Raw genomic sequence first — 18,849 nt, 5'->3', positions numbered from 1 at the left:
TAGAGGGTTTATCTGAAATATATAAAATCAATAAAACAAATGAATAGTCTCATCTGTCTGATAAACATAAAAAAGCCTCGCAATTGCGAGGCTCTTAGTTTCCAGAATGGAGGAGGCTTACATCATGCCGCCCATGCCACCCATTCCGCCCATGCCACCCATATCAGGCATAGCAGGAGCATCTTTCTGAGGCAGGTCAGTAACCATAGCTTCAGTAGTGATCATCAGACCCGCAACAGACGCTGCAAACTGAAGTGCAGAACGCGTTACTTTTGTTGGGTCTAGGATACCCATCTCTAGCATATCGCCGTACTCACCAGATGCTGCGTTGTAGCCGTAGCTGCCTTCGCCTGCTTTCACGTTGTTTGCTACAACAGATTCTTCGTCACCTGCGTTGCTTGTGATCTGGCGGATTGGCGCTTCCATTGCACGTAGTGCAACGCGGATACCAACGTTTTGTTCTTCGTTGTCGCCTTCAAGTTCAGTCAACTTAGAAGCTGCGCGGATAAGTGCAACACCACCGCCTGCTACAACGCCTTCTTCAACCGCTGCGCGAGTCGCGTGCAATGCATCTTCAACACGGTCTTTCTTCTCTTTCATCTCAACTTCAGTCGCTGCACCAACTTTGATTACTGCAACACCGCCTGCTAGCTTAGCAACGCGCTCTTGTAGTTTTTCTTTGTCGTAGTCTGAAGTCGCTTCTTCGATTTGCTGACGGATTTGAGCAACACGACCTTGGATCGCTGCTTCTTCACCCGCACCATCGATGATGGTTGAGTTTTCTTTCGTGATAGTGACACGCTTAGCCTGACCTAGATCTTCTAGCGTTACTTTCTCTAGCTCCAGACCGATTTCTTCAGAAATCACCGTGCCGCCAGTTAGGATAGCGATGTCTTGAAGCATTGCTTTACGACGATCACCAAAGCCAGGTGCTTTAACCGCAGCTACTTTCACGATACCGCGCATGTTGTTCACAACAAGAGTTGCCAGCGCTTCGCCTTCTACGTCTTCAGCGATGATAAGAAGAGGACGAGAAGCTTTGGCTACCGCTTCAAGAGTTGGAAGCAGTTCACGGATGTTCGATACTTTTTTGTCAATCAGAAGGATGAATGGGTTTTCTAGGTCAACCGCACCCGCTTCCTGGTTGTTGATGAAGTAAGGAGACAGGTAACCACGGTCAAACTGCATACCTTCAACAACGTCTAGTTCGTCTTGCAGAGCCTGGCCTTCTTCAACAGTGATAACACCGTCGCGACCAACTTTTTCCATCGCTTCTGCAATGATGTCACCAACCGTTTGGTCAGAGTTCGCAGAAATAGTACCTACCTGAGCGATCGCTTTTGAGTCTGCACACGGTACAGAAAGCGCTTTCAGTTCTTCAACTGCTGCTAAAACTGCTTTGTCGATACCGCGCTTAAGATCCATTGGGTTCATGCCCGCAGCAACCGCTTTCAGACCTTCGTTTACGATAGACTGAGCCAGTACTGTTGCGGTTGTTGTACCGTCACCCGCAGCATCGTTTGCTTGAGATGCGACTTCTTTAACCATTTGTGCGCCCATGTTCTGGAATTTGTCTTCCAGCTCAATTTCACGCGCTACTGATACACCATCTTTAGTGATCGTTGGTGCACCGAAAGATTTGTCCAGTACGACGTTACGACCTTTAGGACCTAACGTTACTTTTACTGCGTCAGCCAGAACGTTGACACCTTCTAGCATTTTGACTCGTGCGTCGTTACCAAATTTAACGTCTTTAGCAGCCATCTTTAATTTCCCTTTCTCAATTCGATTTTAATCTGTCGTTTTAGAATCAGAGTAAAAATTACTCAACGATTGCCATGATGTCATTTTCAGACATGATCAGAACTTCTTTGCCATCAATCTTTTCAGATTTAGTGCCGTAGCCCTCAGCAAAAATTACTGTATCACCAACTTTTACGTCCAGCGGTTGAACAGTACCGTTTTCTAGGATGCGGCCCTTGCCAACAGCCAGAATCGTACCACGAGTAGATTTTTCCGCAGCAGAACCAGTTAGAACGATGCCGCCTGCAGATTTAGATTCAACTTCTTGGCGTTCAACGATAACTCGGTCATGTAAAGGACGAATATTCATCGGTCGTCTCTCCTGATTAGATGTTTCCATTTGATGTAAGAAATGCCGTAAAACGGCTTGTGGATCTTATATAGGGCGTACAATCCGATAACCCAAGGGGGCAAAACCGTTTTTTTGTGACGTATGTTGAAAAAACAATCACCTTTTAGAGAAATTTCATGTTTTGCGAAGGAAATGTACGTTTACAACGCCCCCGCGTACTCTTTTATAACGTCTGTAGCGGGTCTGGTTTTTCTTCTGTATCCTACGTTTTTTTGTTGCCAGTTAAGTTGTAACCCCCTATGCAGGATAAACACGGATTACTGACGGGTCCCATCCCAGAAGTTCTGAGAAAGATGACCATACCTATGACCTTTGGGCTGGTATCGATTCTGATGTTTAACTTGGTGGATACCTTCTTTATTTCTCTTCTTGGCACTCAGGCTCTTGCCGCCATCAGTTTTACTTTCCCCGTCACGTTTGCTGTGAGTAGCATCACGATGGGAATAGGGATAGGTTTGTCTACCAACATCGGGCGACTTTTGGGTCAGGGTAATAATCAGCATGCCGCGAGGTTTTCATCTCATGGGCTGATTCTGGCGATTATGCTGGTCAGCCTTGCATGCATAGCCGGTTTTTTCACCATAGAGCCTTTGTTTACACTACTCGGTGCGACGCCAGATCTTATCCCTCTGATCAAAGAATACATGCAGGTGTGGTATCTCACGATTCCATTACTGGTTATTCCAATGGCTGGTAACAGTGCTATTCGCGCCACTGGAGACACCAAAACGCCAGCCAAAATCATGATGACGGCAGGCGTCATCAACGGCATTCTCGACCCATTTCTGATCTTTGGTTATGGTCCTTTCCCAGAGTTAGGTATTCAGGGAGCGGCTATAGCCAGCGCACTAAGCTGGTTAGGCGCGTTATCAGGTTCTCTGTATGTTCTGGTAAGACGAGTGAAATTGCTGGCCCTTCCTCACATCTCTTCGTTGCTCCAGGACTGGCGCGATTTACTCAAGATCAGTACGCCTGCCATGCTGTCAAACGCCATGTCTCCTCTTGCCGGGGCACTGTTGATGGTGATTCTCGCTTCCCATGGTACAGCGGCTGTCGCGGCGTATGGGGCAGCTCAGAGAGTGGAGTCAATTCTGATATTGGTGATGATGGCACTGAACTCGGCGTTGACTCCGTTTATGGCGCAGAACATCGGAGCCAAGAACCCAACCCGCAGCTTTCAGGCTCTGTTCCTGTGTATGCGATTTTTGATTCTTTTCCAGTTGCTGATTTTTGTCATGATGGTGCCACTTAGTGTGCCTATTTCAGCACTTTTCTCACAAGAACAATCCGTACGGGAACTACTCTGGCACTATTTGCTAGTAGTGCCACTGAGCTATGGGTTTCAGGGCATTTTAATGGTGCTGGTAAGTGGTTTGAACGCGTTACACAGACCTATGCAGGCATTTACCTGGAGTGCCATGCGCCTGTTTATTTTCACTTTACCCTGCGCGTGGGCAGGCAGCCTGATTTATGGTGTGGAAGGGTTATTCATTGGGCTCGCCATAGGTAATTTTGCTGGCGGGATTTTAGGGTATTTCTACGCCATTAAAATTCGAAATGAGACTTTAAATTCCGTTGCCGTTACGTAACCCAGTTACAAGATTTTATAGAGGCAATAAAAAACCGCAGCACTGGCTGCGGTTTTTTTTCATTTTTGACAAGGCTTCTTAGAACAGCTCTTGTGCCACTTTGAACAGGTCCTGGCGAACCGGGCGCTTCATGTTCTCGATGCAGTCGATGATATCGTGGTGTACCAGTTGTTCTTTCTGAATACCAACACAACGACCACCATGACCTTCCATTAGCAAGTGAACAGCGTAATTGCCCATACGAGATGCCAGTACACGGTCAAATGCGGTTGGACGACCACCACGCTGGATGTGACCCAGTACAGTCGCACGGGTTTCACGACCGGTTGCGGATTCGATCTCTTTAGCCAGTTCATTCGCATCCATCATAAGCTCAGTCAGAGCAATGATTGCGTGCTTCTTACCTTTCTTGATGCCGTCTTGAATGTTTTCGATAAGCTGAGCACGATCCAAACCTGTTTCAGGTGTGATGATGTACTCACAGCCACCAGCAATAGCAGACATCAGAGTCAGGTCACCACAGTGACGACCCATGATTTCTACGATAGAAATACGCTGGTGAGAAGAAGAGGTATCACGCAGACGGTCGATGGCATCAATAACCGTATTCAGAGCAGTCAGGTAACCGATAGTGTAGTCTGTGCCTGCGATGTCGTTATCGATCGTGCCTGGCAGACCGATACATGGGTAGCCCATTTCTGTTAGCTTTTTCGCGCCCATGTAAGAACCGTCACCACCAACAACAACCAGAGCGTCGATGCCGTGTTCTTTCAGGTTTTCGATCGCTTTTTCGCGAACTTCTACTTCTTTAAACTCTGGGAAACGTGCAGAGCCAAGGAAAGTACCACCCTTGTTGATCACGTCAGATACGCTGCAGCGATCCAATTTCTCGATACGGTTTTCGTATAGACCCAAGTAGCCGTCATAAATACCGTATACTTCTAGCCCTTCAGACAGTGCTGTACGTACCACGCCGCGAACTGCTGCGTTCATGCCTGGTGCGTCGCCGCCACTTGTCAAAACACCGATCTTCTTAATCATGCTCACCCTCTGATATCTGGGAATTTAATCTCTAATTCTAAATGCCATTATCGGCGAAATCTTATCTTATTCACGTTATGTTACACTTCCGCTCCACAAAGGAATACACAACGAAATAATGAAACTTTTCTACTTATGAAAGAGTATTACAATTATGCTATTAAACTTTGTTGATTCACATCACGTTCAATAGCGGTTTGTGTGGTTTGCACAAAAGATAGCTAATTCTCTTCCATTTGTCTTCTTTCTTTCGCGGTTCGTAGTAATTAACTTAATAACGTACGATCCTCAGATTATTCAGCTTCAGGAACAACAGAAAGTGGATCTTGGTGAATCAGAATGTCACCTTCGGGGAATCTTTCGAGCAATTTATGTTCAACGGCTAAAGAAATGCGATGCGCTTCAATGAGCGGCATGTGATCGGCTAACTCCAGATGGAGCTGAATAAAGCGAACAGGTCCCGACATTCGGGTACGAATCTGGTGAACCCCCTCGACGCCTTCTACCGAACAGGTAATGGTACGAATATCTTCAATTTCTTCATCAGGAAGCTGCCTGTCCAGCAGAGACTGAACCGCCTCATAGACCATGCGAATCGCACTCGACAGAATGAACACGCCAATACCAATGGCAAAGATGGCATCCGCCTGTCCCATGCCATACCAGCTTAGCCCGAGCGCCAGTATGATGGCGGCATTCATATACAAGTCGGATTGGTAATGCAGAGAATCTGCCGCAATGGCCTGGCTGCCTGTTTTTCTGACGACATGTTTCTGGAAAGCCACCAGCCCGCCTGTTACAAAAATCGCAAATAAGCTGACATATACGCCCAGTTCTGGAGATTGCAGTTCATGCGGTCGGAAAAAGCGGTCGACACCATTTAATATCAGGAAACACGCCGATCCCGAGATAAACATCGCCTGTGCCAGTGCCGCCAATGATTCGGCTTTGCCGTGTCCGAACGAATGCTCTTTATCTGCCGGCTGAAGCGAGTAACGAATCACAATCAGATTCACTACTGAGGCTGCGATATCCAATAGTGAGTCAATCAATGAAGCCAGTAAGCTCACCGATCCCGTTACCCACCATGCGGCGACTTTAACGATGAGAAGCAGGCTTGCTACCAGTGTCGCCAGCCATGCTGCCATGGAGACGTATTTAGAGTATTCAGATTTCATCATGCCAAATTGCTGCTGTTATTTTATTTTTATGTGTTCAAATTACTTTAATTTTTGCTGTGGCACAAAAAAGAGGTGATGTAATTCGTCACAGATCGCCAATCGCCCTCTAATTTCGGTAAACCAATGAAAAATAAGGAACAGCAAACCGTTAATTCAACAAAATCCGTTTGTTTTATAAGTAGTTTTAAAGCCGGTCACAAATTTCACTACTGCATTGAAAATTGAATTGAAATTCAGTGAACGGATTATAAAGTTTCAACGAAACTCACAAACGATATACACATATATGCTTAATAAAAAAACAATGGCTTCTCTTTTGTTAGTGGGCCTATCAACAACGCTAGTAGGCTGTGCAACGGTTCAGGGCACAGTAACCGAAAATCAGGACGGTACGTTCAACTCCTTCTTCTCAGACGATGACAAAAGCAACGCAATGAGAGTGGCAAGCAGCGATACCAAAGCTACCTGCGAAAAACGCTTCGGCGAAAACTCTCACCCACTGGTTATCAATCAGGATGTTAAAACCATTCTTCCCGAAGAAATCAAAACGGGCAACCAGGTCATGGATTCATTGGTGAAACTGGGTCAAACCTTAGAAGATCCAAACTACAAAGCAACCTATGAAGTGACCACACAATTTAAGTGTTCCGCTTAATCAGAATTGCCTCAAGGTCAGCTGTAATAGCTGACCTTTTTATTTGTAGTAATGGTTATACAGACTTTCTGTCTGACCGCTGTTTTTTAAGTCCAACAAAGCTTGAGCGAACTGGTAAGCCTTGCTGTCTTCCTGCATGAGAATAGGAAAATTCTCTTTAGTAACAGGATTGTTTTCTTTGAACTTCTTATTGGGTTTGCCCGAAAACCACCGAGATTTTTGAGAAAAACCAAGATACAGCGGCACGACTCCACCACAACATTCCGGATGCAACTTTACTCCTGATACCTTGTTCTGTTTGAGTTGATACTCAAGTGTTGATTTGTTGTAGATGTAAAAATCCCCTCGGTTACGCAGCAGAAAGTCGACCGCCTGCATTGAAGTCATCTCCGGAGGTTCTTTTACATGAATGCCCTTCACTCCTCCGGTGATATCTGGAGAGCCTCTTGCCCGAAGCAATACTTTGCCTTTCAATTGTTTTAAATCCGTGATGTCTGGAAAATCTTCACGAGACACGCCAATATCGCCACCGGGCAATCCATTTTCGATAAAGTAAGCAAACGAGGCACGTTTTTCAGTCAGGTTAAATCCGGGGTAGAAATCGATTTCACCCCGTTCAAGCAGGTTAATGACTTTGTTTTTAGGAAGCCGGACGACCTGTAATTCACACCCCACCATTTCTGCCGCTTTTTGGTAAAGGTCCAGATACAAGCCAGAGTTGTCGGGAGCTCGGGCAATATTCGGTGGGCGCTCGTTAGTGCGATACCCCATTTTCAGAACACAGGTTGTATCGCCAGCCGTGGCAGGAAGAGATAAAGACATCAACCCCATCATCAATATTGGAAATACCACTCTCCACATCGTTTGGTTAACCCCTATTCAGAACCGATAACAAAATCATAGACAACAAAGTTTTTATATACCAAACACACAAGCCAGAATGCAGAAAAGCAGCCTGATGGCTGCTTTTCTGTGCTCATGTAAACCGATGCGAATTAGCTGTCTTGCTGACGCTCTGCAAATTTCTCGGCGCATTTTTCAGCACGTTCCTGCTGTAGCTCCTGCAGTTTAGTCTTCTGCTCTGCAGTTAAAATGCTCATAGCTTTGTGTTGCTGCTCAAGCATTTTTACGCGTTTTTCAGTCTGCGCTTCTACCATTTGAGTCGCCAGAGCCTGAGCTGCATTTTCGTCAAAGGTATCGGCTAGCAAAAGTTGCTGAACCTGCTGCTGGTGTGCCTGCTTCTGAGCAAACATTTCCGAAGACTTACCTTTCATATTGCTTCGTGCGTCTTCACGCATTTGCTTTAGTTGTGCTTTCTGCTCATCTGTCAGGTCGAGTTTACGCATGACTCGCTTATCCAGACCAACACCGCATTTCCCACCAAATTCGTGTCCGCCTTTATGGTGACCTTTACCACCAAAAGCCATTACGCTTGCACTGCCTAAAACCAAAGGAAGAGCGGCTGCCATCAGTACCATTTTCTTTGCTAGTTTCATAATTCTGTCCTCGATCGTCATTGGAAAACTGTTGCTTTCGAGCTGCGTTTGCAGCGCTTGAGGATAGAATAAGACGCGGGTTGTAAAGTGACGTTTAGAAAGCGTAAATCAACGTAAAGAGTTCTGGTTGCAGATAATTTGTGAGTATCATGAGAATAGAAGACGCGTAACTGAGGTGACCATGGCACATATCCTATTAGTAGATGACGATACTGAATTGACCAGCTTATTGAGTGACATTCTGACGTTTGAGGGCTTTGAAATCAGCCAGGCAAACGACGGACAAGCGGGGTTAGACGCCGTAGATGAAAGCGTTGATCTGATTTTGCTGGATATCATGATGCCCAAACTTAACGGCATGGAAATGCTGAAGAAGTTACGTGAAAACTGGCAGACCCCTGTTTTGATGCTGACCGCAAAAGGAGAAGAGATAGACCGCGTGATTGGCCTTGAACTGGGCGCAGACGACTACCTGCCCAAACCCTTCTCAGACAGAGAACTGATGGCTCGTATACGCGCGATTCTCAGACGCACGCAAAACAACGATTCCAATGGCAATAAAGAACCGGATTGTACCGCTTATCAGGATCTCAAAGTCTACCCAGGGAAGCAGGAAGCCTACTGCGGCGATGCCTTACTCGACTTAACCACCACAGAATTTGCTCTGCTCAGCCATTTTGTCGCTAACCCCGGAGAAACATTAACTAAGGAGACACTCAGCCTGGATGTACTGGGGAAACGTCTTGCTCCGTTTGACCGCGCCGTCGATATGCACGTTTCTAATCTGCGCAAAAAGCTCCCGCTGAGAAGCGACAATAAACCCAGAATCAAAACCCTGCGCGGACGTGGTTATATGCTGGTCGAGGCTGGCTAATGCGTATCCCTTTGCTATCAAGCCTGTATGGGCGAATTTTTGCGATTTTCTGGCTAACCATGCTGTTGGTGCTGATTGCAGTGTTGATTGCGCCGAACTTCGACCCGCGACAGCCACACGATATTCCACCGGATCATCTGGATCGTATTCAGGAGTCAGTCACCAAACTGGAAAACCGCCTTCGCAATTACCCAGACATTGAGCAGCTTGCCAGAAAGCTGGCCAATCGAGACCATCACGGTAAGCGCCCGTTAATTTACTTAACAGATTTAGAAGGCAACTTGCTGACCAGAGAACGAGGTCCAATCCGCAAGGCACTGCAAAACTTCATCACCCAATCGAATCTGACCGATATCACGCCCCAGCAAAAACTGTATGGTCGCCTGATGGTAGCGGGTCCGTTTCCAGTGACGCTTTCTGGGCAGAATCTATTGCTATTCAGCACTGCAAAGTGGAATCAGCCTCCCCCTTTCTTGCTACAACTGTTTGACCGCCCGTTGCAGTTGTTGTTTGTCGTCATGCTCGCCAGCACCCCACTCCTGCTTTGGCTTGCATGGGCACTAAGCCAGCCGGCACGCAGATTAGAAAAAGCCGCCAAACGAGTCGCTAAAGGAGAATTCGTTGCCGACCCAGATTTGGAAAAAGGCACAAGGGAATTCCAGCAAGCCGGCACCAGCTTCAATCAAATGGTATTAGCCGTTGATCAAATGATCACCGGTCAGCAACGGCTTCTTTCCGACATCTCACATGAACTTCGTTCCCCGTTAACGCGACTGAGAATGGCCAATGCGCTGGCGACTCGCAAACAGGGGGAAAGTGACGAACTGAAACGCATCGATACCGAAGCCGAGCGGTTAGAAAAAATGATCGGCGAATTGCTGGAACTTTCACGCATGCAAATCAATAGCCATGAGGATCGCCAGCATTTAGACGTGGCAGATTTGTGGGAAGAAATTCTTAAAGACGCGCAGTTTGAAGCGGAGCAGAAAGAAAAAACGCTGACCTATACTTCACTGCCAAACGTCAATGTGCACGGCAATCCTAACCTTTTGATGAGTGCGGTGGAAAACATCGTGCGTAACGCCATTCACTATGGTGAAAGCACTGTCTCTGTATCATTTGCCGTTGAGCAATCGACCTTACAGATTACGGTGGACGACAACGGCAGCGGCGTACCTGAAGAAGAGCTGGAGGACATATTCCGCCCCTTCTATCGAGTATCCACCGCCCGAGACCGCCATTCAGGCGGAGCAGGTCTTGGCTTAGCCATTACAGAAAGTGCCATTCGACAACACAACGGCAGCATAAAAGCCAACGTCAGCCCTTTAGGCGGCTTACAAGTGTGCATTACCTTACCTATCAGCTAATTGGCTTATTCCAGCAGCATCTAAGTCCTTACTATTCACAAGTTGATAACGAAAACAATTATCACTAACATTGTTGTACATTATCTAGGAACCCCAAGATTCCCTTGCTCGGTTAGCTGGATGAATAATAAGGAGAGTAATAATGTCACACACATTCCCAGAACTGCCGTACGCATACGACGCACTGGAGCCGTACATCGATGCTAAAACCATGGAAGTGCACTACAGCAAGCACCACCGTACGTACTTTGACAAGTTCACGGCAGCCATCAAAGGTTCTGATCTAGAAAGCCAGTCTCTGGAGACTATCTTTGATTCAATCTCTAACCAGGCTCCAGCGGTTCGTAACAACGGCGGCGGTTACTACAACCACGTTGTTTACTGGAACTGCATGGCTCCAAACGCTGGTGGCGAACCACAAGGCGATCTGGGTGCTGCTATCACTGAAACATTTGGCAGTTTCGAAGCATTCAAAGAACAATTCGCTCAAGCCGCGATCAACACCTTCGGTTCAGGCTTTGCTTGGCTGATCGTTAAAGATGGTAAGCTGGTAATCACTTCTACAGGTAACCAGGACAACCCTCTAATGGACGTTGCATCTGACCGTGGTGAGCCAGTACTGGCGCTAGACGTGTGGGAGCACGCATACTACATCAGCTACCAAAACCGTCGCCCTGAGTACATCGATGCTTGGTGGAACGTGGTTAACTGGGATGCAGTTGCACAAAACTACGCAGCAGCACTAGCTAAATAATATTGCACGTCAAGCGACATACCGCCTTACAGTATTGAAAGAGTAAGCATCTTGCTTGCTCTTTTTTCTTACCTCATAATGCCTTTCACCCAATTTATTCATAAGATTTGTCATGCTGGATATCGTTTTATTTGAGCCAGAGATCGCGCCGAATACGGGCAACATCATCCGCTTATCCGCCAACTGTGGTTCCAACCTTCATTTGATTGAGCCATTAGGATTTGATTTCGAAGAAAAGAAAGTCAGACGTGCCGGTTTGGATTATCACGATCTGGCGCGTGTGAAACGTCACGCCAACATGGACGCCTTTATTGAATACATGGATGCGCAAGGCAAAGACTACCGCCTGTTTGCATGCACAACAAAAACCACAGGGCATCACGTCGATGCAAAATTTCAGGAAGGCGATGTATTGATATTCGGACCTGAATCGCGTGGTTTACCTGCAGAATTCATTGAAAGCTTACCAATGGAGCAACGCATCCGTATTCCAATGATGCCAGACAGCCGCAGCTTAAACCTCTCCAATGCCGTTGCCATCATCGCGTTTGAAGCCTGGCGTCAACTGGGCTTTGAAGGCGCAGTGTAAACTGGCGAAGCTATAGCAATACCCGTACCCGGGCTTTCAAAGTAACTTATCAAAGACTTTTAGACACAGGCGAATCCATAAAAATTGCGATAATCGCCTGTGCAAGAAAGATAGCTGCGATTCTAACTTCAACGCCGAAAGATGGCGTCATACGGGAAAAACCGTTCAACTCAACAATCGCTCCAGTCTTTCACATTCTTATTTGGGCTTAAATCCTGCGACGCTAAATTGAATTCATTCAGCACTTTGAAGATACCTATGCTCTCGCTAGGCTGTAGGTAAAGAGAAACAGGAGCATATTCCAAAGGCTGTTCAAAACGGACGCAAACATCAACTATGATGATTCCTAAGCTGTAGTCTTTATCGCTTTGCCCGTTGTCTCTTTCTGCCCGAATTTTATCGAGGCTATTGGTTAAACGAGACAAGTATTCTTCAGACAAAGACAGCGCAAATAAACGTTCATTAGCACGTAAGTCTTCCATTACCTCCGCATTGAAATTCGCATCGGTATCCAAAACCAAAGGAAAAACTTCTTGGCTCTTACTGCCGTTATCGATTGAAGTAATCTTGAGATCCACTTACGTCACTTCAAAATTCTCTGGCGTCTTTGTGACCACTTTTACTTCACTAGGAACAATGCCAAGCACATCCAGAGTCATTAATTTGTAGATGCTAGACAGCGGAACGGACGCACTCCCCAAAAGTGTCGTTAATAGCAAAATTTCCATTAATAACAGCCATATGCAATCGGCTCACCCCATTCGCCCAATAAATGAAAAACATCGAATTCATCTACTACGAAGCCTGAGCAAAGACACCTTAGTCATCAATAAAAAACGCATGCCAAAAACGACATGCGTTGGTTGCTGGTTGAATCTTAAACAATTTGTTATATGCCTAGCTTTCACCTACACTCAATACGCATTACTAATACGCATAGGGTTACTTTATGAGAAATACATATAATTCACACGCACCTAAAAAGGCTACAAACCTTAGTCTAAACAGTGAGTTACTCGCTGAAGCTAAGCGCCTAAACATCAACCTATCAGCAACAATGGAAAAGGCTTTGGAAAAAGAAGTAAAGCAGCAATTGAAAGCCGAGTGGTTAGAACAAAATGCTGAAGCTATTGAAGCTTGTAACGACTTAACTACGAAACACGGACTATTTTCTGATTCATACCGAGCATTCTAATGTCACAATTTACGCTTTATAAAAACAACGATAAGAGCACCGCTAGCGCTTACCCATATTTTGTTGATGTCCAAAGCGAGTTGCTAGATTCACTGAATACTCGCTTGGTCATTCCCTTAACTCCTATTGAGCTGCTAGCGAAAAAAGCCCCTAGCCATCTGTGTCCTACAATCCATATTGATGAAGGTGACTTTGTGGTCCTCACTCAACAAATGGCTAGTGTACCAACTGAAATCCTTACGACCCCAGTCAACGAGCTAAGCACGTTTAGAAACGAAATTATCGGTGCTATCGATTTTTTGATTACTGGTATATAACGCCTTGCTAAGCGGCGTGGAACACTTGGCTAAACTTGCGAAGTACGAACGAGAGCCAACTGTGTTATTTGTCCTGCTTGAGTGACTTGCTGTATTACGTATCCCAAGCTTTATTCTTATCACCCTATCTGATAAAAACAGCGTGGCTATAAAGGGCGAACATCAGTATCAGGGCTATAACTGCATGCCCAGGGGTGAAAGTAAATCATTATGGTTTCGAAAATAGCTAACCCCAAAAGTACTAACTCGATCCTAATTTGGGCTTTCCGTGAAGCTGTCCCCCCAAGCTGACATTCTAAAGAACCAATGCTGTGCTTTCCAATACTCTGATTTTTATCTATCACTTTAATTTCCTCTGTCAATTTTGATATATCAACTTCAAATACAGAGGCAATAGATTTAAGAGTTTCAATACTTGCACTTTGACCACTTTCTACTTGTTGAATCGTTCTAGTGCTAAGCCCACTAAATGTTGCAAGTTGCTCCTGTGACCAATTTTTCTCTGCTCTTAATTTCTTTAATATCATTGATATTCCCTCGCTCCTCTGAGCGATAATAATGTCAAATATTTTGAGGTGTCGGTGACGAAATCCACACGACAGGATGCCGACAGGTCCTGTTTTAGCAATATTACACTTACATTTGGTGCGCCACGACCAAACCCCAGCACACACTGAGCTTTTAAACCAAAACCTCCAGACAGTTTTGCGTCGTCACATGTTTTTGTTATGAGTTCTGTTTCTTCAAACTAGCTATAAAAGCCGAAACACTACCGTCCCAACCACACAAAGCACACAGACCATTTACGAATTGATGATCACAGTTCTCGTAACCATATAGATAATGACAACATTCTGGGCAAAGGTGAGGCATAGATGAAGTTCGTGTTACAAACGGACTTGAGCATTCGTCACATTTAGTAATTTCTTGCGGTTCTAAAGACATCTCGTGGTCCTTTCAAATTTTGGCTCGTAACGATTCCCCTTTCCAAAGATCTGCCATTGAGGTGGTATTGATTAACACTGGAGGCACCATGTCTAATTGTTCTTATTTTGGCGGTATCGGTTTAACGAAAAATCACTTTAGTATCCACGTCGTTAACTCCAACGGAAAAGCCACCTTCCAAGAATTCGTTACTCGCCTTAATCTACAAAATTTCCCGAGTAACAGCCCATATTGTCGCGGAAAAATTCAAGCAACGCGTTAAGCTGCAACCAAACTATCACCATAAGATAAACTTGGTAAGTCTAAAACTAAAACAAATCGAAAATACAGAAGGTGAGGTATCGGCTTGAGAAGCTTTTTATGCGTATTCTAAGAACTACAGTTTTCAGAAGGATACGGTAGTTTTCGATTCTGAAGCTTAAAATCAAATACCACGTAATCCATATCTTTATAGATAGCTTCGAACATTATAATTTCTGAACTACCACCTAGGTACCTTTCAGCCCAGCTAGGAATGCTCTTAAAGACTCGTCCTGTAAATTTCAACCTATCTTGGCTCCCCAGAGTCTCATACGTACTGCCTTCATGGATGTAACCAACAATACCGTGACTTCGCAAGGACTCCTCTTCATTGCCGTACCCTAATGGCAACGCTCTTACGTTTTTACTTCCAAACAGGTAGTTGGCGTTAATTTCCAAGGGATTAAAACAATCGTCCTTTACAACTATTTCTCCGCACCCAATCAGGAAAAACAAGGAAGTAACCGGAAATAAATATCTCACTTTTCCTCCTAAATAGATAACAAATGACATATATAGATTTAAATATAACTTTCCACAAACCTGTCATCCGCCCTAAATTGCTTATGACAACCGTAACCAACAGATTGGATTACACATTGGCAAACGGGTTACAAAAAAAGCACCAAACATCGACTTCAGAATCTCCCGTATACCACCTTAAACACCAAAAGCAACGCATTGCAAAAATGCCACGTGTTGCAAATCATCATTTAGGTATTTGTTAGGGCTCGGGCTCGGGCTCGGGCTCGGGCTTTACACCATGAAATTTTGCAAAATCTGGATCTATCCAGCTAGAAATTACCTGACCTTCGGATAGTTCAATACATCTAGGTTCAACACAACTCTCCTCAAACCCTTGTAGTGAGGAGCTAAGAAAAGTTCTATCCGATGTTTCATGATCCCAGAAAAAGACCCCCTGGGCATTTAGTATGAAGTAGTTACCGCATTCATCTTCCGCAATTACACTTACATCAGATAATTCTTTGGGTGTAGTCGCTTTCGTTTTCCGAATTACTCCATACTCACAATCTGAAGAGTCGATGAAGACCTTTCCAAACATAAATATTACTCCTTAGAGCCCTAACGCCCGCTTAACTTGCTGCCAACTGCACCATACTCAAACAGGTCACCGAACCACAAAAGACAAACCGAACCAAAAGCGCCACAGGTTGGCAGTCAGGTTAAAGCGATTGTTATATCTCTAGCCACGTGGGTTACCTGCCTTGAAAGCCGCGAACTCTGACCTAGCTTTACTATCTGGTCTCATACCTTTCGACTCACACCAATCAAGTAACTCGCTGATTTTTATTGATACCTTTTTAACACGATGCCCATTAGCCCGAAACTCACCTATGGCACTTTCTGCGTTTTTCCGCCACTCTTCATATGTATCATCAAGAGTTGAGGGGTCATCTACAGCCTCTTTCAAGAGCTGCCATTCTTCAGGCTGAAACCATGCAAATGAATAAGTAACGTTTTGCTCTGTCATAATAGATTTCCCCCCAATGAGATATCGCGTGCTATGAGGTGCCCCGCACTAAGCTAACAAAGCACACTGAACTTCATACCAAAACCGCCAAGTGTAAAGGGTCACCTTGATTGCTTTGATACTCATTGAGCCTTCTCCTCCAACTTAACCTATCGGGTAAACTGGAAGGCAACCAAACCAAAATGGAGAAGACTCAATGAGATTTTATAATCAACAGCATAACTATTACTGTGGTATTGATCTGCATGCGCGCATTCTTTATGTCTGTATTCTCGATGCACTTGGCAATACTGTCCTCCATAAGAAGGTTGATGCGGATTCCAATGCCTTACTGGAGCTACTGACACCCTACCAAGATAACATCATCGTGGGCGTTGAATGCATGCATTGCTGGTACTGGGTAAGCGACCTTTGTCTCGACTACGCCTTTGACTTCGCATTGGGTCATGCACTGTATATGAAAGCGATTCATGGCGGCAAAACCAAGAACGACCGCATTGACTCCTACAAGATTGCTTCACTTCTTGGAGGCGGGAACTTTCCTCTTGCTTATGTCTATCCGAAAGCCATGCGTGCCACTCGAGATTTACTCAGGCGACGAACCAAAATCATGCGACATGGTGCGAACTTAAAAGCCCATGTATCCAACACATTCAGCCAGTACAACCAGCAAAGCCCTAACGTTCAACTGCGTTACCCGTGTGCGCGTGAAAAAGTGCGCAATCAATTCGATGAGCCTGCCGTCAATCGCAACATAGATATGGACTTAAACGTCATTGCGTTTTACACCAAAGAGCTCGCCTGCGTTGAGCACTTTATTGAGAAAACCGCCAGGCAACACAATGCTCAGGATTATCAAATTCTCCAGACTGTCCCCGGTATCGGGCGTATTCTCGCTCTGACCATTTTGTATGAAATCGGCAATATCGAGCGTTTCCCTTCCGTGCAGAAGTTTGCTTCCTATTCTCGCTTAGTCAAATGCAAAGCAGAGTCCGCAGGCAAAGCCAAAGGTACCCATGGGAATAAGATTGGGAATGCCTATCTAAAGTGGGCATTCTCTGAAGCAGCGGTTCTTTACCTGAGAGGGAATGAGCCCGCCAAAAAGTACCTTCACCGATTGCAAAAACGCATGAGCAAAGCCAAAGCCCTCTCTGCACTTGCCCACAAACTTGGGCGATGCGTTTACTTTATGCTGAGGAACAAAACCGTATTTGATGAAAAGCGCTTTTTACCCGAATAAGTCGCACAATGAAGTGAGCTGAAAGTCTAACTGGTGCTGAGTGAGAGCACGTTGCTGACGGAAGTTCGCTGGGCGTTCAGCCCCCAAGGTCAGCTGTGCCTGGCAGTCCAAGCCCTTTTGCTTTGATTAGCCGCTTCATTGGTGCGCACCCATAAGTGAAAAACGAACAACAAAGTGGTTTACACCCCAACTGAGCCTGAAGATAACTGGGAAGTCATGGTTTTACACAATCACGGTTTACCCTTCTTTTTGAATAGAGCCAGCTAGGGTTAACCGATAAATGTCTAGTGCCCCAACGAAGAACCGTTGGCTGCGGTGAGACCGCAATAAGAGAGCCTCTATATGTGTTTGTCGTAAGCCATGCTTAATGACCGAAATGACAAAACGAAGTAGATGACTTTGTTGTTCGAGATGGATTGGCTGCTATCGCAGCCAATAGAATGTTATTGCCTATTGACAGGCGGAAGGCTCATATGTGTTAGTACAATGCGCCGATGCTCATTTTGAGCACCAAGATACTGAAGTAATACACAAAACTAAAGGCTCAATGCATTAAAATGAGAACGGACAGCTGCATACTTAAAACACGCTAAAACCGTAAGTTGGCGACGAAGAATGAACTACTGGACTTGCCAAAACCAAAGCACTTGGAGTTTGCAAAGAATACGTTCTGAGAACTCAACAACCACAACAAAGAAACCTCAATACACTGCGACAAAGTCGAAACAGCAATGAAACCACACAAACTCAACCTAGAATTACGTTGGCAATGGGTGCAGCACGTGTGACCACGCAAGTTGAACGTTTAGTACAATGAAAATGGTTAATTTGCACCGACTTTCAGGTGTAAAGCAGAGCCTTAAAGCCCATTACCACTAGAAATTTTTATCTTTGATTTCAACTAGGTACTAACGCCAGCTTAAACCGCAGACAACGCACAAATCAAGCCGCTGCATTACGCCTTAAACACCTAAATCACCGCAAACCAAAAGTGCCACGCGTTGTTTGTCGGTTTGAAGCTTTTGTTATGTATTTTTTTCTTCATCGAAACGCGCTAACAATTCGCTCTCAACTATGTACCAAGCCTGTTCCAAGTTTGATATGTGCCTTTCTCTATCTCTTGCTTGCCCCGCAGCTAGGCTAGCATAATCAGCAATTTTCTGAATTTTCTGAGACGTATAATGATCAGCTTTTCTGCATAATTGTGCTGCAAAAAAGTTCATTTTACTTATATACGGTTTTGCATCAGCTTTTGTAGAACAGCATAGAACCAAATCAACTTGCTCTCTATATGCTTCAAGTTCTGACTTCATTTGCATCCTCCTTTTAAATTCATAACGCTTAACTTAAACTGCAGACAACATACAAATCAAGCCGCTGCACTGCACCGTAAACACTTAAATCACTGCAAACCCAAAGTGCCACGCGTTGGCTGTCGGTTTGAAGTTTTTGTTATGCCCATACTCCCAATTCAAAGCGGCTTGACCGCCCCACAAAGATGCCAAAGACACACGATGGACTCAATGACCAGCTTTGATTTTTGCTGAACCGCTCGAAACCTGAAACTACGCGCAAGGTGGATTGGCAACTAGCCAAAGTGAGCGTTGAACAATCAACTAATGCAAGCCCAAAAACCTAGAAAAACAAATGGGGTATAAC

At 45.1% G+C, this 18,849-nt stretch carries 21 protein-coding genes; 9 read left to right on the top strand and 12 right to left on the bottom strand.

Annotated elements, in window-relative coordinates; all coding sequences use genetic code 11:
* Nucleotides 1-117: 117 nt before the first annotated feature.
* On the bottom strand, nt 118-1,764 hold the full coding sequence (groL, locus tag RH89_RS04805; RefSeq protein ID WP_004399833.1) for a chaperonin GroEL: 1,647 nt from the start codon (nt 1,762-1,764) through the stop codon (nt 118-120).
* 58 nt (nt 1,765-1,822) lie between these two features.
* Nucleotides 1,823-2,113, bottom strand: a complete 291-nt coding sequence (locus RH89_RS04800) for a co-chaperone GroES (RefSeq protein ID WP_004399832.1) — start codon at nt 2,111-2,113, stop codon at nt 1,823-1,825.
* 281 nt (nt 2,114-2,394) lie between these two features.
* On the opposite strand from RH89_RS04800, the gene RH89_RS04795 reads away from it, so the two are divergent.
* The gene (locus tag RH89_RS04795) at nt 2,395-3,744 is read left to right on the top strand and encodes an MATE family efflux transporter (protein ID WP_004399831.1); all 1,350 of its coding nucleotides are present in this window, start codon (nt 2,395-2,397) and stop codon (nt 3,742-3,744) included.
* A 78-nt stretch (nt 3,745-3,822) separates the two neighbouring features.
* On the opposite strand, the gene pfkA is transcribed toward RH89_RS04795, so the two are convergent.
* Together pfkA and fieF are read right to left on the bottom strand one after the other, a co-directional pair.
* A complete protein-coding gene (gene pfkA, locus RH89_RS04790; protein WP_004399830.1) occupies nt 3,823-4,785 on the bottom strand; it encodes a 6-phosphofructokinase in 963 nt (320 codons plus the stop codon).
* Nucleotides 4,786-5,078: 293 nt separating this feature from the next.
* Nucleotides 5,079-5,963 carry a CDF family cation-efflux transporter FieF gene (gene fieF / locus RH89_RS04785; RefSeq protein WP_022551758.1) on the bottom strand — a complete coding sequence of 295 codons (885 nt, stop codon included), beginning with the start codon at nt 5,961-5,963 and terminating at the stop codon, nt 5,079-5,081.
* Between the two features lie 307 nt (nt 5,964-6,270).
* Here fieF and RH89_RS04780 point away from each other — a divergent pair, with 307 nt between their 5' ends.
* A complete protein-coding gene (locus tag RH89_RS04780; protein WP_022551759.1) occupies nt 6,271-6,621 on the top strand; it encodes a hypothetical protein in 351 nt (116 codons plus the stop codon).
* A 39-nt stretch (nt 6,622-6,660) separates the two neighbouring features.
* Here the strand turns inward: RH89_RS04780 and RH89_RS04775 are convergent, their stop codons facing one another.
* A complete protein-coding gene (locus RH89_RS04775) occupies nt 6,661-7,443 on the bottom strand; it encodes a substrate-binding periplasmic protein (RefSeq protein WP_139063228.1) in 783 nt (260 codons plus the stop codon).
* Between the two features lie 173 nt (nt 7,444-7,616).
* Nucleotides 7,617-8,117 carry a CpxP family protein gene (locus RH89_RS04770; protein WP_004399826.1) on the bottom strand — a complete coding sequence of 167 codons (501 nt, stop codon included), beginning with the start codon at nt 8,115-8,117 and terminating at the stop codon, nt 7,617-7,619.
* Nucleotides 8,118-8,298: 181 nt separating this feature from the next.
* Between RH89_RS04770 and RH89_RS04765 the strand changes: the two genes are divergently transcribed.
* The 4 genes from RH89_RS04765 to RH89_RS04750 all read left to right on the top strand — a co-directional run bounded on the left by RH89_RS04765 (nt 8,299) and on the right by RH89_RS04750 (nt 11,701).
* Entirely contained in the window at nt 8,299-8,991 is a 693-nt protein-coding gene (locus tag RH89_RS04765) for a response regulator (RefSeq protein ID WP_004399825.1), read from the top strand.
* Nucleotides 8,991-10,358, top strand: coding sequence for an envelope stress sensor histidine kinase CpxA (gene cpxA, locus RH89_RS04760; RefSeq protein ID WP_004399824.1), 1,368 nt, complete (start codon nt 8,991-8,993; stop codon nt 10,356-10,358). Before RH89_RS04765 ends, cpxA begins: the two co-directional genes overlap by 1 nt.
* 142 nt (nt 10,359-10,500) lie before the next feature.
* Nucleotides 10,501-11,112 carry a superoxide dismutase gene (locus RH89_RS04755; protein ID WP_004399823.1) on the top strand — a complete coding sequence of 204 codons (612 nt, stop codon included), beginning with the start codon at nt 10,501-10,503 and terminating at the stop codon, nt 11,110-11,112.
* 112 nt (nt 11,113-11,224) lie between these two features.
* Nucleotides 11,225-11,701: a tRNA (cytidine(34)-2'-O)-methyltransferase gene (locus tag RH89_RS04750; protein WP_004399822.1), complete on the top strand. Its 477-nt coding sequence runs from the start codon at nt 11,225-11,227 to the stop codon at nt 11,699-11,701.
* Nucleotides 11,702-11,871: 170 nt separating this feature from the next.
* Here the strand turns inward: RH89_RS04750 and RH89_RS04745 are convergent, their stop codons facing one another.
* Nucleotides 11,872-12,279 carry a hypothetical protein gene (locus RH89_RS04745; RefSeq protein ID WP_004399821.1) on the bottom strand — a complete coding sequence of 136 codons (408 nt, stop codon included), beginning with the start codon at nt 12,277-12,279 and terminating at the stop codon, nt 11,872-11,874.
* Nucleotides 12,280-12,429 carry a hypothetical protein gene (locus tag RH89_RS29840; RefSeq protein ID WP_158091112.1) on the bottom strand — a complete coding sequence of 50 codons (150 nt, stop codon included), beginning with the start codon at nt 12,427-12,429 and terminating at the stop codon, nt 12,280-12,282.
* A 221-nt stretch (nt 12,430-12,650) separates the two neighbouring features.
* Here RH89_RS29840 and RH89_RS04740 point away from each other — a divergent pair, with 221 nt between their 5' ends.
* Together RH89_RS04740 and RH89_RS04735 are read left to right on the top strand one after the other, a co-directional pair.
* Nucleotides 12,651-12,896, top strand: a complete 246-nt coding sequence (locus tag RH89_RS04740) for a type II toxin-antitoxin system CcdA family antitoxin (protein ID WP_004399820.1) — start codon at nt 12,651-12,653, stop codon at nt 12,894-12,896.
* Nucleotides 12,896-13,213: a CcdB family protein gene (locus RH89_RS04735; protein WP_004399819.1), complete on the top strand. Its 318-nt coding sequence runs from the start codon at nt 12,896-12,898 to the stop codon at nt 13,211-13,213. Before RH89_RS04740 ends, RH89_RS04735 begins: the two co-directional genes overlap by 1 nt.
* 146 nt (nt 13,214-13,359) lie before the next feature.
* On the opposite strand, the gene RH89_RS29025 is transcribed toward RH89_RS04735, so the two are convergent.
* From RH89_RS29025 to RH89_RS04715, 3 genes are all read right to left on the bottom strand, one after another.
* Complete coding sequence (locus RH89_RS29025; protein ID WP_080563961.1) at nt 13,360-13,737, bottom strand: helix-turn-helix domain-containing protein; 378 nt, start codon at nt 13,735-13,737, stop codon at nt 13,360-13,362.
* Between the two features lie 1,445 nt (nt 13,738-15,182).
* Complete coding sequence (locus RH89_RS04720; protein ID WP_004399816.1) at nt 15,183-15,521, bottom strand: SMI1/KNR4 family protein; 339 nt, start codon at nt 15,519-15,521, stop codon at nt 15,183-15,185.
* 141 nt (nt 15,522-15,662) lie between these two features.
* A complete protein-coding gene (locus RH89_RS04715; RefSeq protein WP_004399815.1) occupies nt 15,663-15,950 on the bottom strand; it encodes a hypothetical protein in 288 nt (95 codons plus the stop codon).
* Nucleotides 15,951-16,146: 196 nt separating this feature from the next.
* Between RH89_RS04715 and RH89_RS04710 the strand changes: the two genes are divergently transcribed.
* The gene (locus tag RH89_RS04710; RefSeq protein ID WP_004399814.1) at nt 16,147-17,190 is read left to right on the top strand and encodes an IS110 family RNA-guided transposase; all 1,044 of its coding nucleotides are present in this window, start codon (nt 16,147-16,149) and stop codon (nt 17,188-17,190) included.
* 1,025 nt (nt 17,191-18,215) lie between these two features.
* On the opposite strand, the gene RH89_RS04705 is transcribed toward RH89_RS04710, so the two are convergent.
* Nucleotides 18,216-18,503, bottom strand: a complete 288-nt coding sequence (locus tag RH89_RS04705; RefSeq protein ID WP_004399813.1) for a hypothetical protein — start codon at nt 18,501-18,503, stop codon at nt 18,216-18,218.
* Nucleotides 18,504-18,849 lie beyond the last annotated feature (346 nt).

Source organism: Vibrio nigripulchritudo ATCC 27043 (assembly GCF_000222685.1).
Taxonomy (GTDB): domain Bacteria; phylum Pseudomonadota; class Gammaproteobacteria; order Enterobacterales; family Vibrionaceae; genus Vibrio; species Vibrio nigripulchritudo.
Note: the sequence above shows the minus strand (reverse complement) of the source record. Positions and strands in the feature narration are given on the sequence as shown.

What these genes read in the sequence shown, in the direction of transcription:
- RH89_RS04720 (WP_004399816.1), bottom strand. Translation starts at nt 15,521, where the DNA reads ATGTTTGGAAAGGTCTTCATCGACTCTTCAGATTGTGAGTATGGAGTA.
- pfkA (WP_004399830.1), bottom strand. Translation starts at nt 4,785, where the DNA reads ATGATTAAGAAGATCGGTGTTTTGACAAGTGGCGGCGACGCACCAGGC.
- cpxA (WP_004399824.1), top strand. Translation starts at nt 8,991, where the DNA reads ATGCGTATCCCTTTGCTATCAAGCCTGTATGGGCGAATTTTTGCGATT.
- RH89_RS04715 (WP_004399815.1), bottom strand. Translation starts at nt 15,950, where the DNA reads ATGACAGAGCAAAACGTTACTTATTCATTTGCATGGTTTCAGCCTGAA.
- RH89_RS04705 (WP_004399813.1), bottom strand. Translation starts at nt 18,503, where the DNA reads ATGAAGTCAGAACTTGAAGCATATAGAGAGCAAGTTGATTTGGTTCTA.
- RH89_RS04765 (WP_004399825.1), top strand. Translation starts at nt 8,299, where the DNA reads ATGGCACATATCCTATTAGTAGATGACGATACTGAATTGACCAGCTTA.
- RH89_RS04770 (WP_004399826.1), bottom strand. Translation starts at nt 8,117, where the DNA reads ATGAAACTAGCAAAGAAAATGGTACTGATGGCAGCCGCTCTTCCTTTG.
- RH89_RS04750 (WP_004399822.1), top strand. Translation starts at nt 11,225, where the DNA reads ATGCTGGATATCGTTTTATTTGAGCCAGAGATCGCGCCGAATACGGGC.
- RH89_RS04780 (WP_022551759.1), top strand. Translation starts at nt 6,271, where the DNA reads ATGGCTTCTCTTTTGTTAGTGGGCCTATCAACAACGCTAGTAGGCTGT.
- RH89_RS04740 (WP_004399820.1), top strand. Translation starts at nt 12,651, where the DNA reads ATGAGAAATACATATAATTCACACGCACCTAAAAAGGCTACAAACCTT.
- fieF (WP_022551758.1), bottom strand. Translation starts at nt 5,963, where the DNA reads ATGAAATCTGAATACTCTAAATACGTCTCCATGGCAGCATGGCTGGCG.
- RH89_RS04775 (WP_139063228.1), bottom strand. Translation starts at nt 7,443, where the DNA reads ATGTCTTTATCTCTTCCTGCCACGGCTGGCGATACAACCTGTGTTCTG.
- RH89_RS04735 (WP_004399819.1), top strand. Translation starts at nt 12,896, where the DNA reads ATGTCACAATTTACGCTTTATAAAAACAACGATAAGAGCACCGCTAGC.
- RH89_RS04795 (WP_004399831.1), top strand. Translation starts at nt 2,395, where the DNA reads ATGCAGGATAAACACGGATTACTGACGGGTCCCATCCCAGAAGTTCTG.
- RH89_RS04755 (WP_004399823.1), top strand. Translation starts at nt 10,501, where the DNA reads ATGTCACACACATTCCCAGAACTGCCGTACGCATACGACGCACTGGAG.
- RH89_RS04710 (WP_004399814.1), top strand. Translation starts at nt 16,147, where the DNA reads ATGAGATTTTATAATCAACAGCATAACTATTACTGTGGTATTGATCTG.
- RH89_RS04800 (WP_004399832.1), bottom strand. Translation starts at nt 2,113, where the DNA reads ATGAATATTCGTCCTTTACATGACCGAGTTATCGTTGAACGCCAAGAA.
- groL (WP_004399833.1), bottom strand. Translation starts at nt 1,764, where the DNA reads ATGGCTGCTAAAGACGTTAAATTTGGTAACGACGCACGAGTCAAAATG.
- RH89_RS29840 (WP_158091112.1), bottom strand. Translation starts at nt 12,429, where the DNA reads ATGGAAATTTTGCTATTAACGACACTTTTGGGGAGTGCGTCCGTTCCG.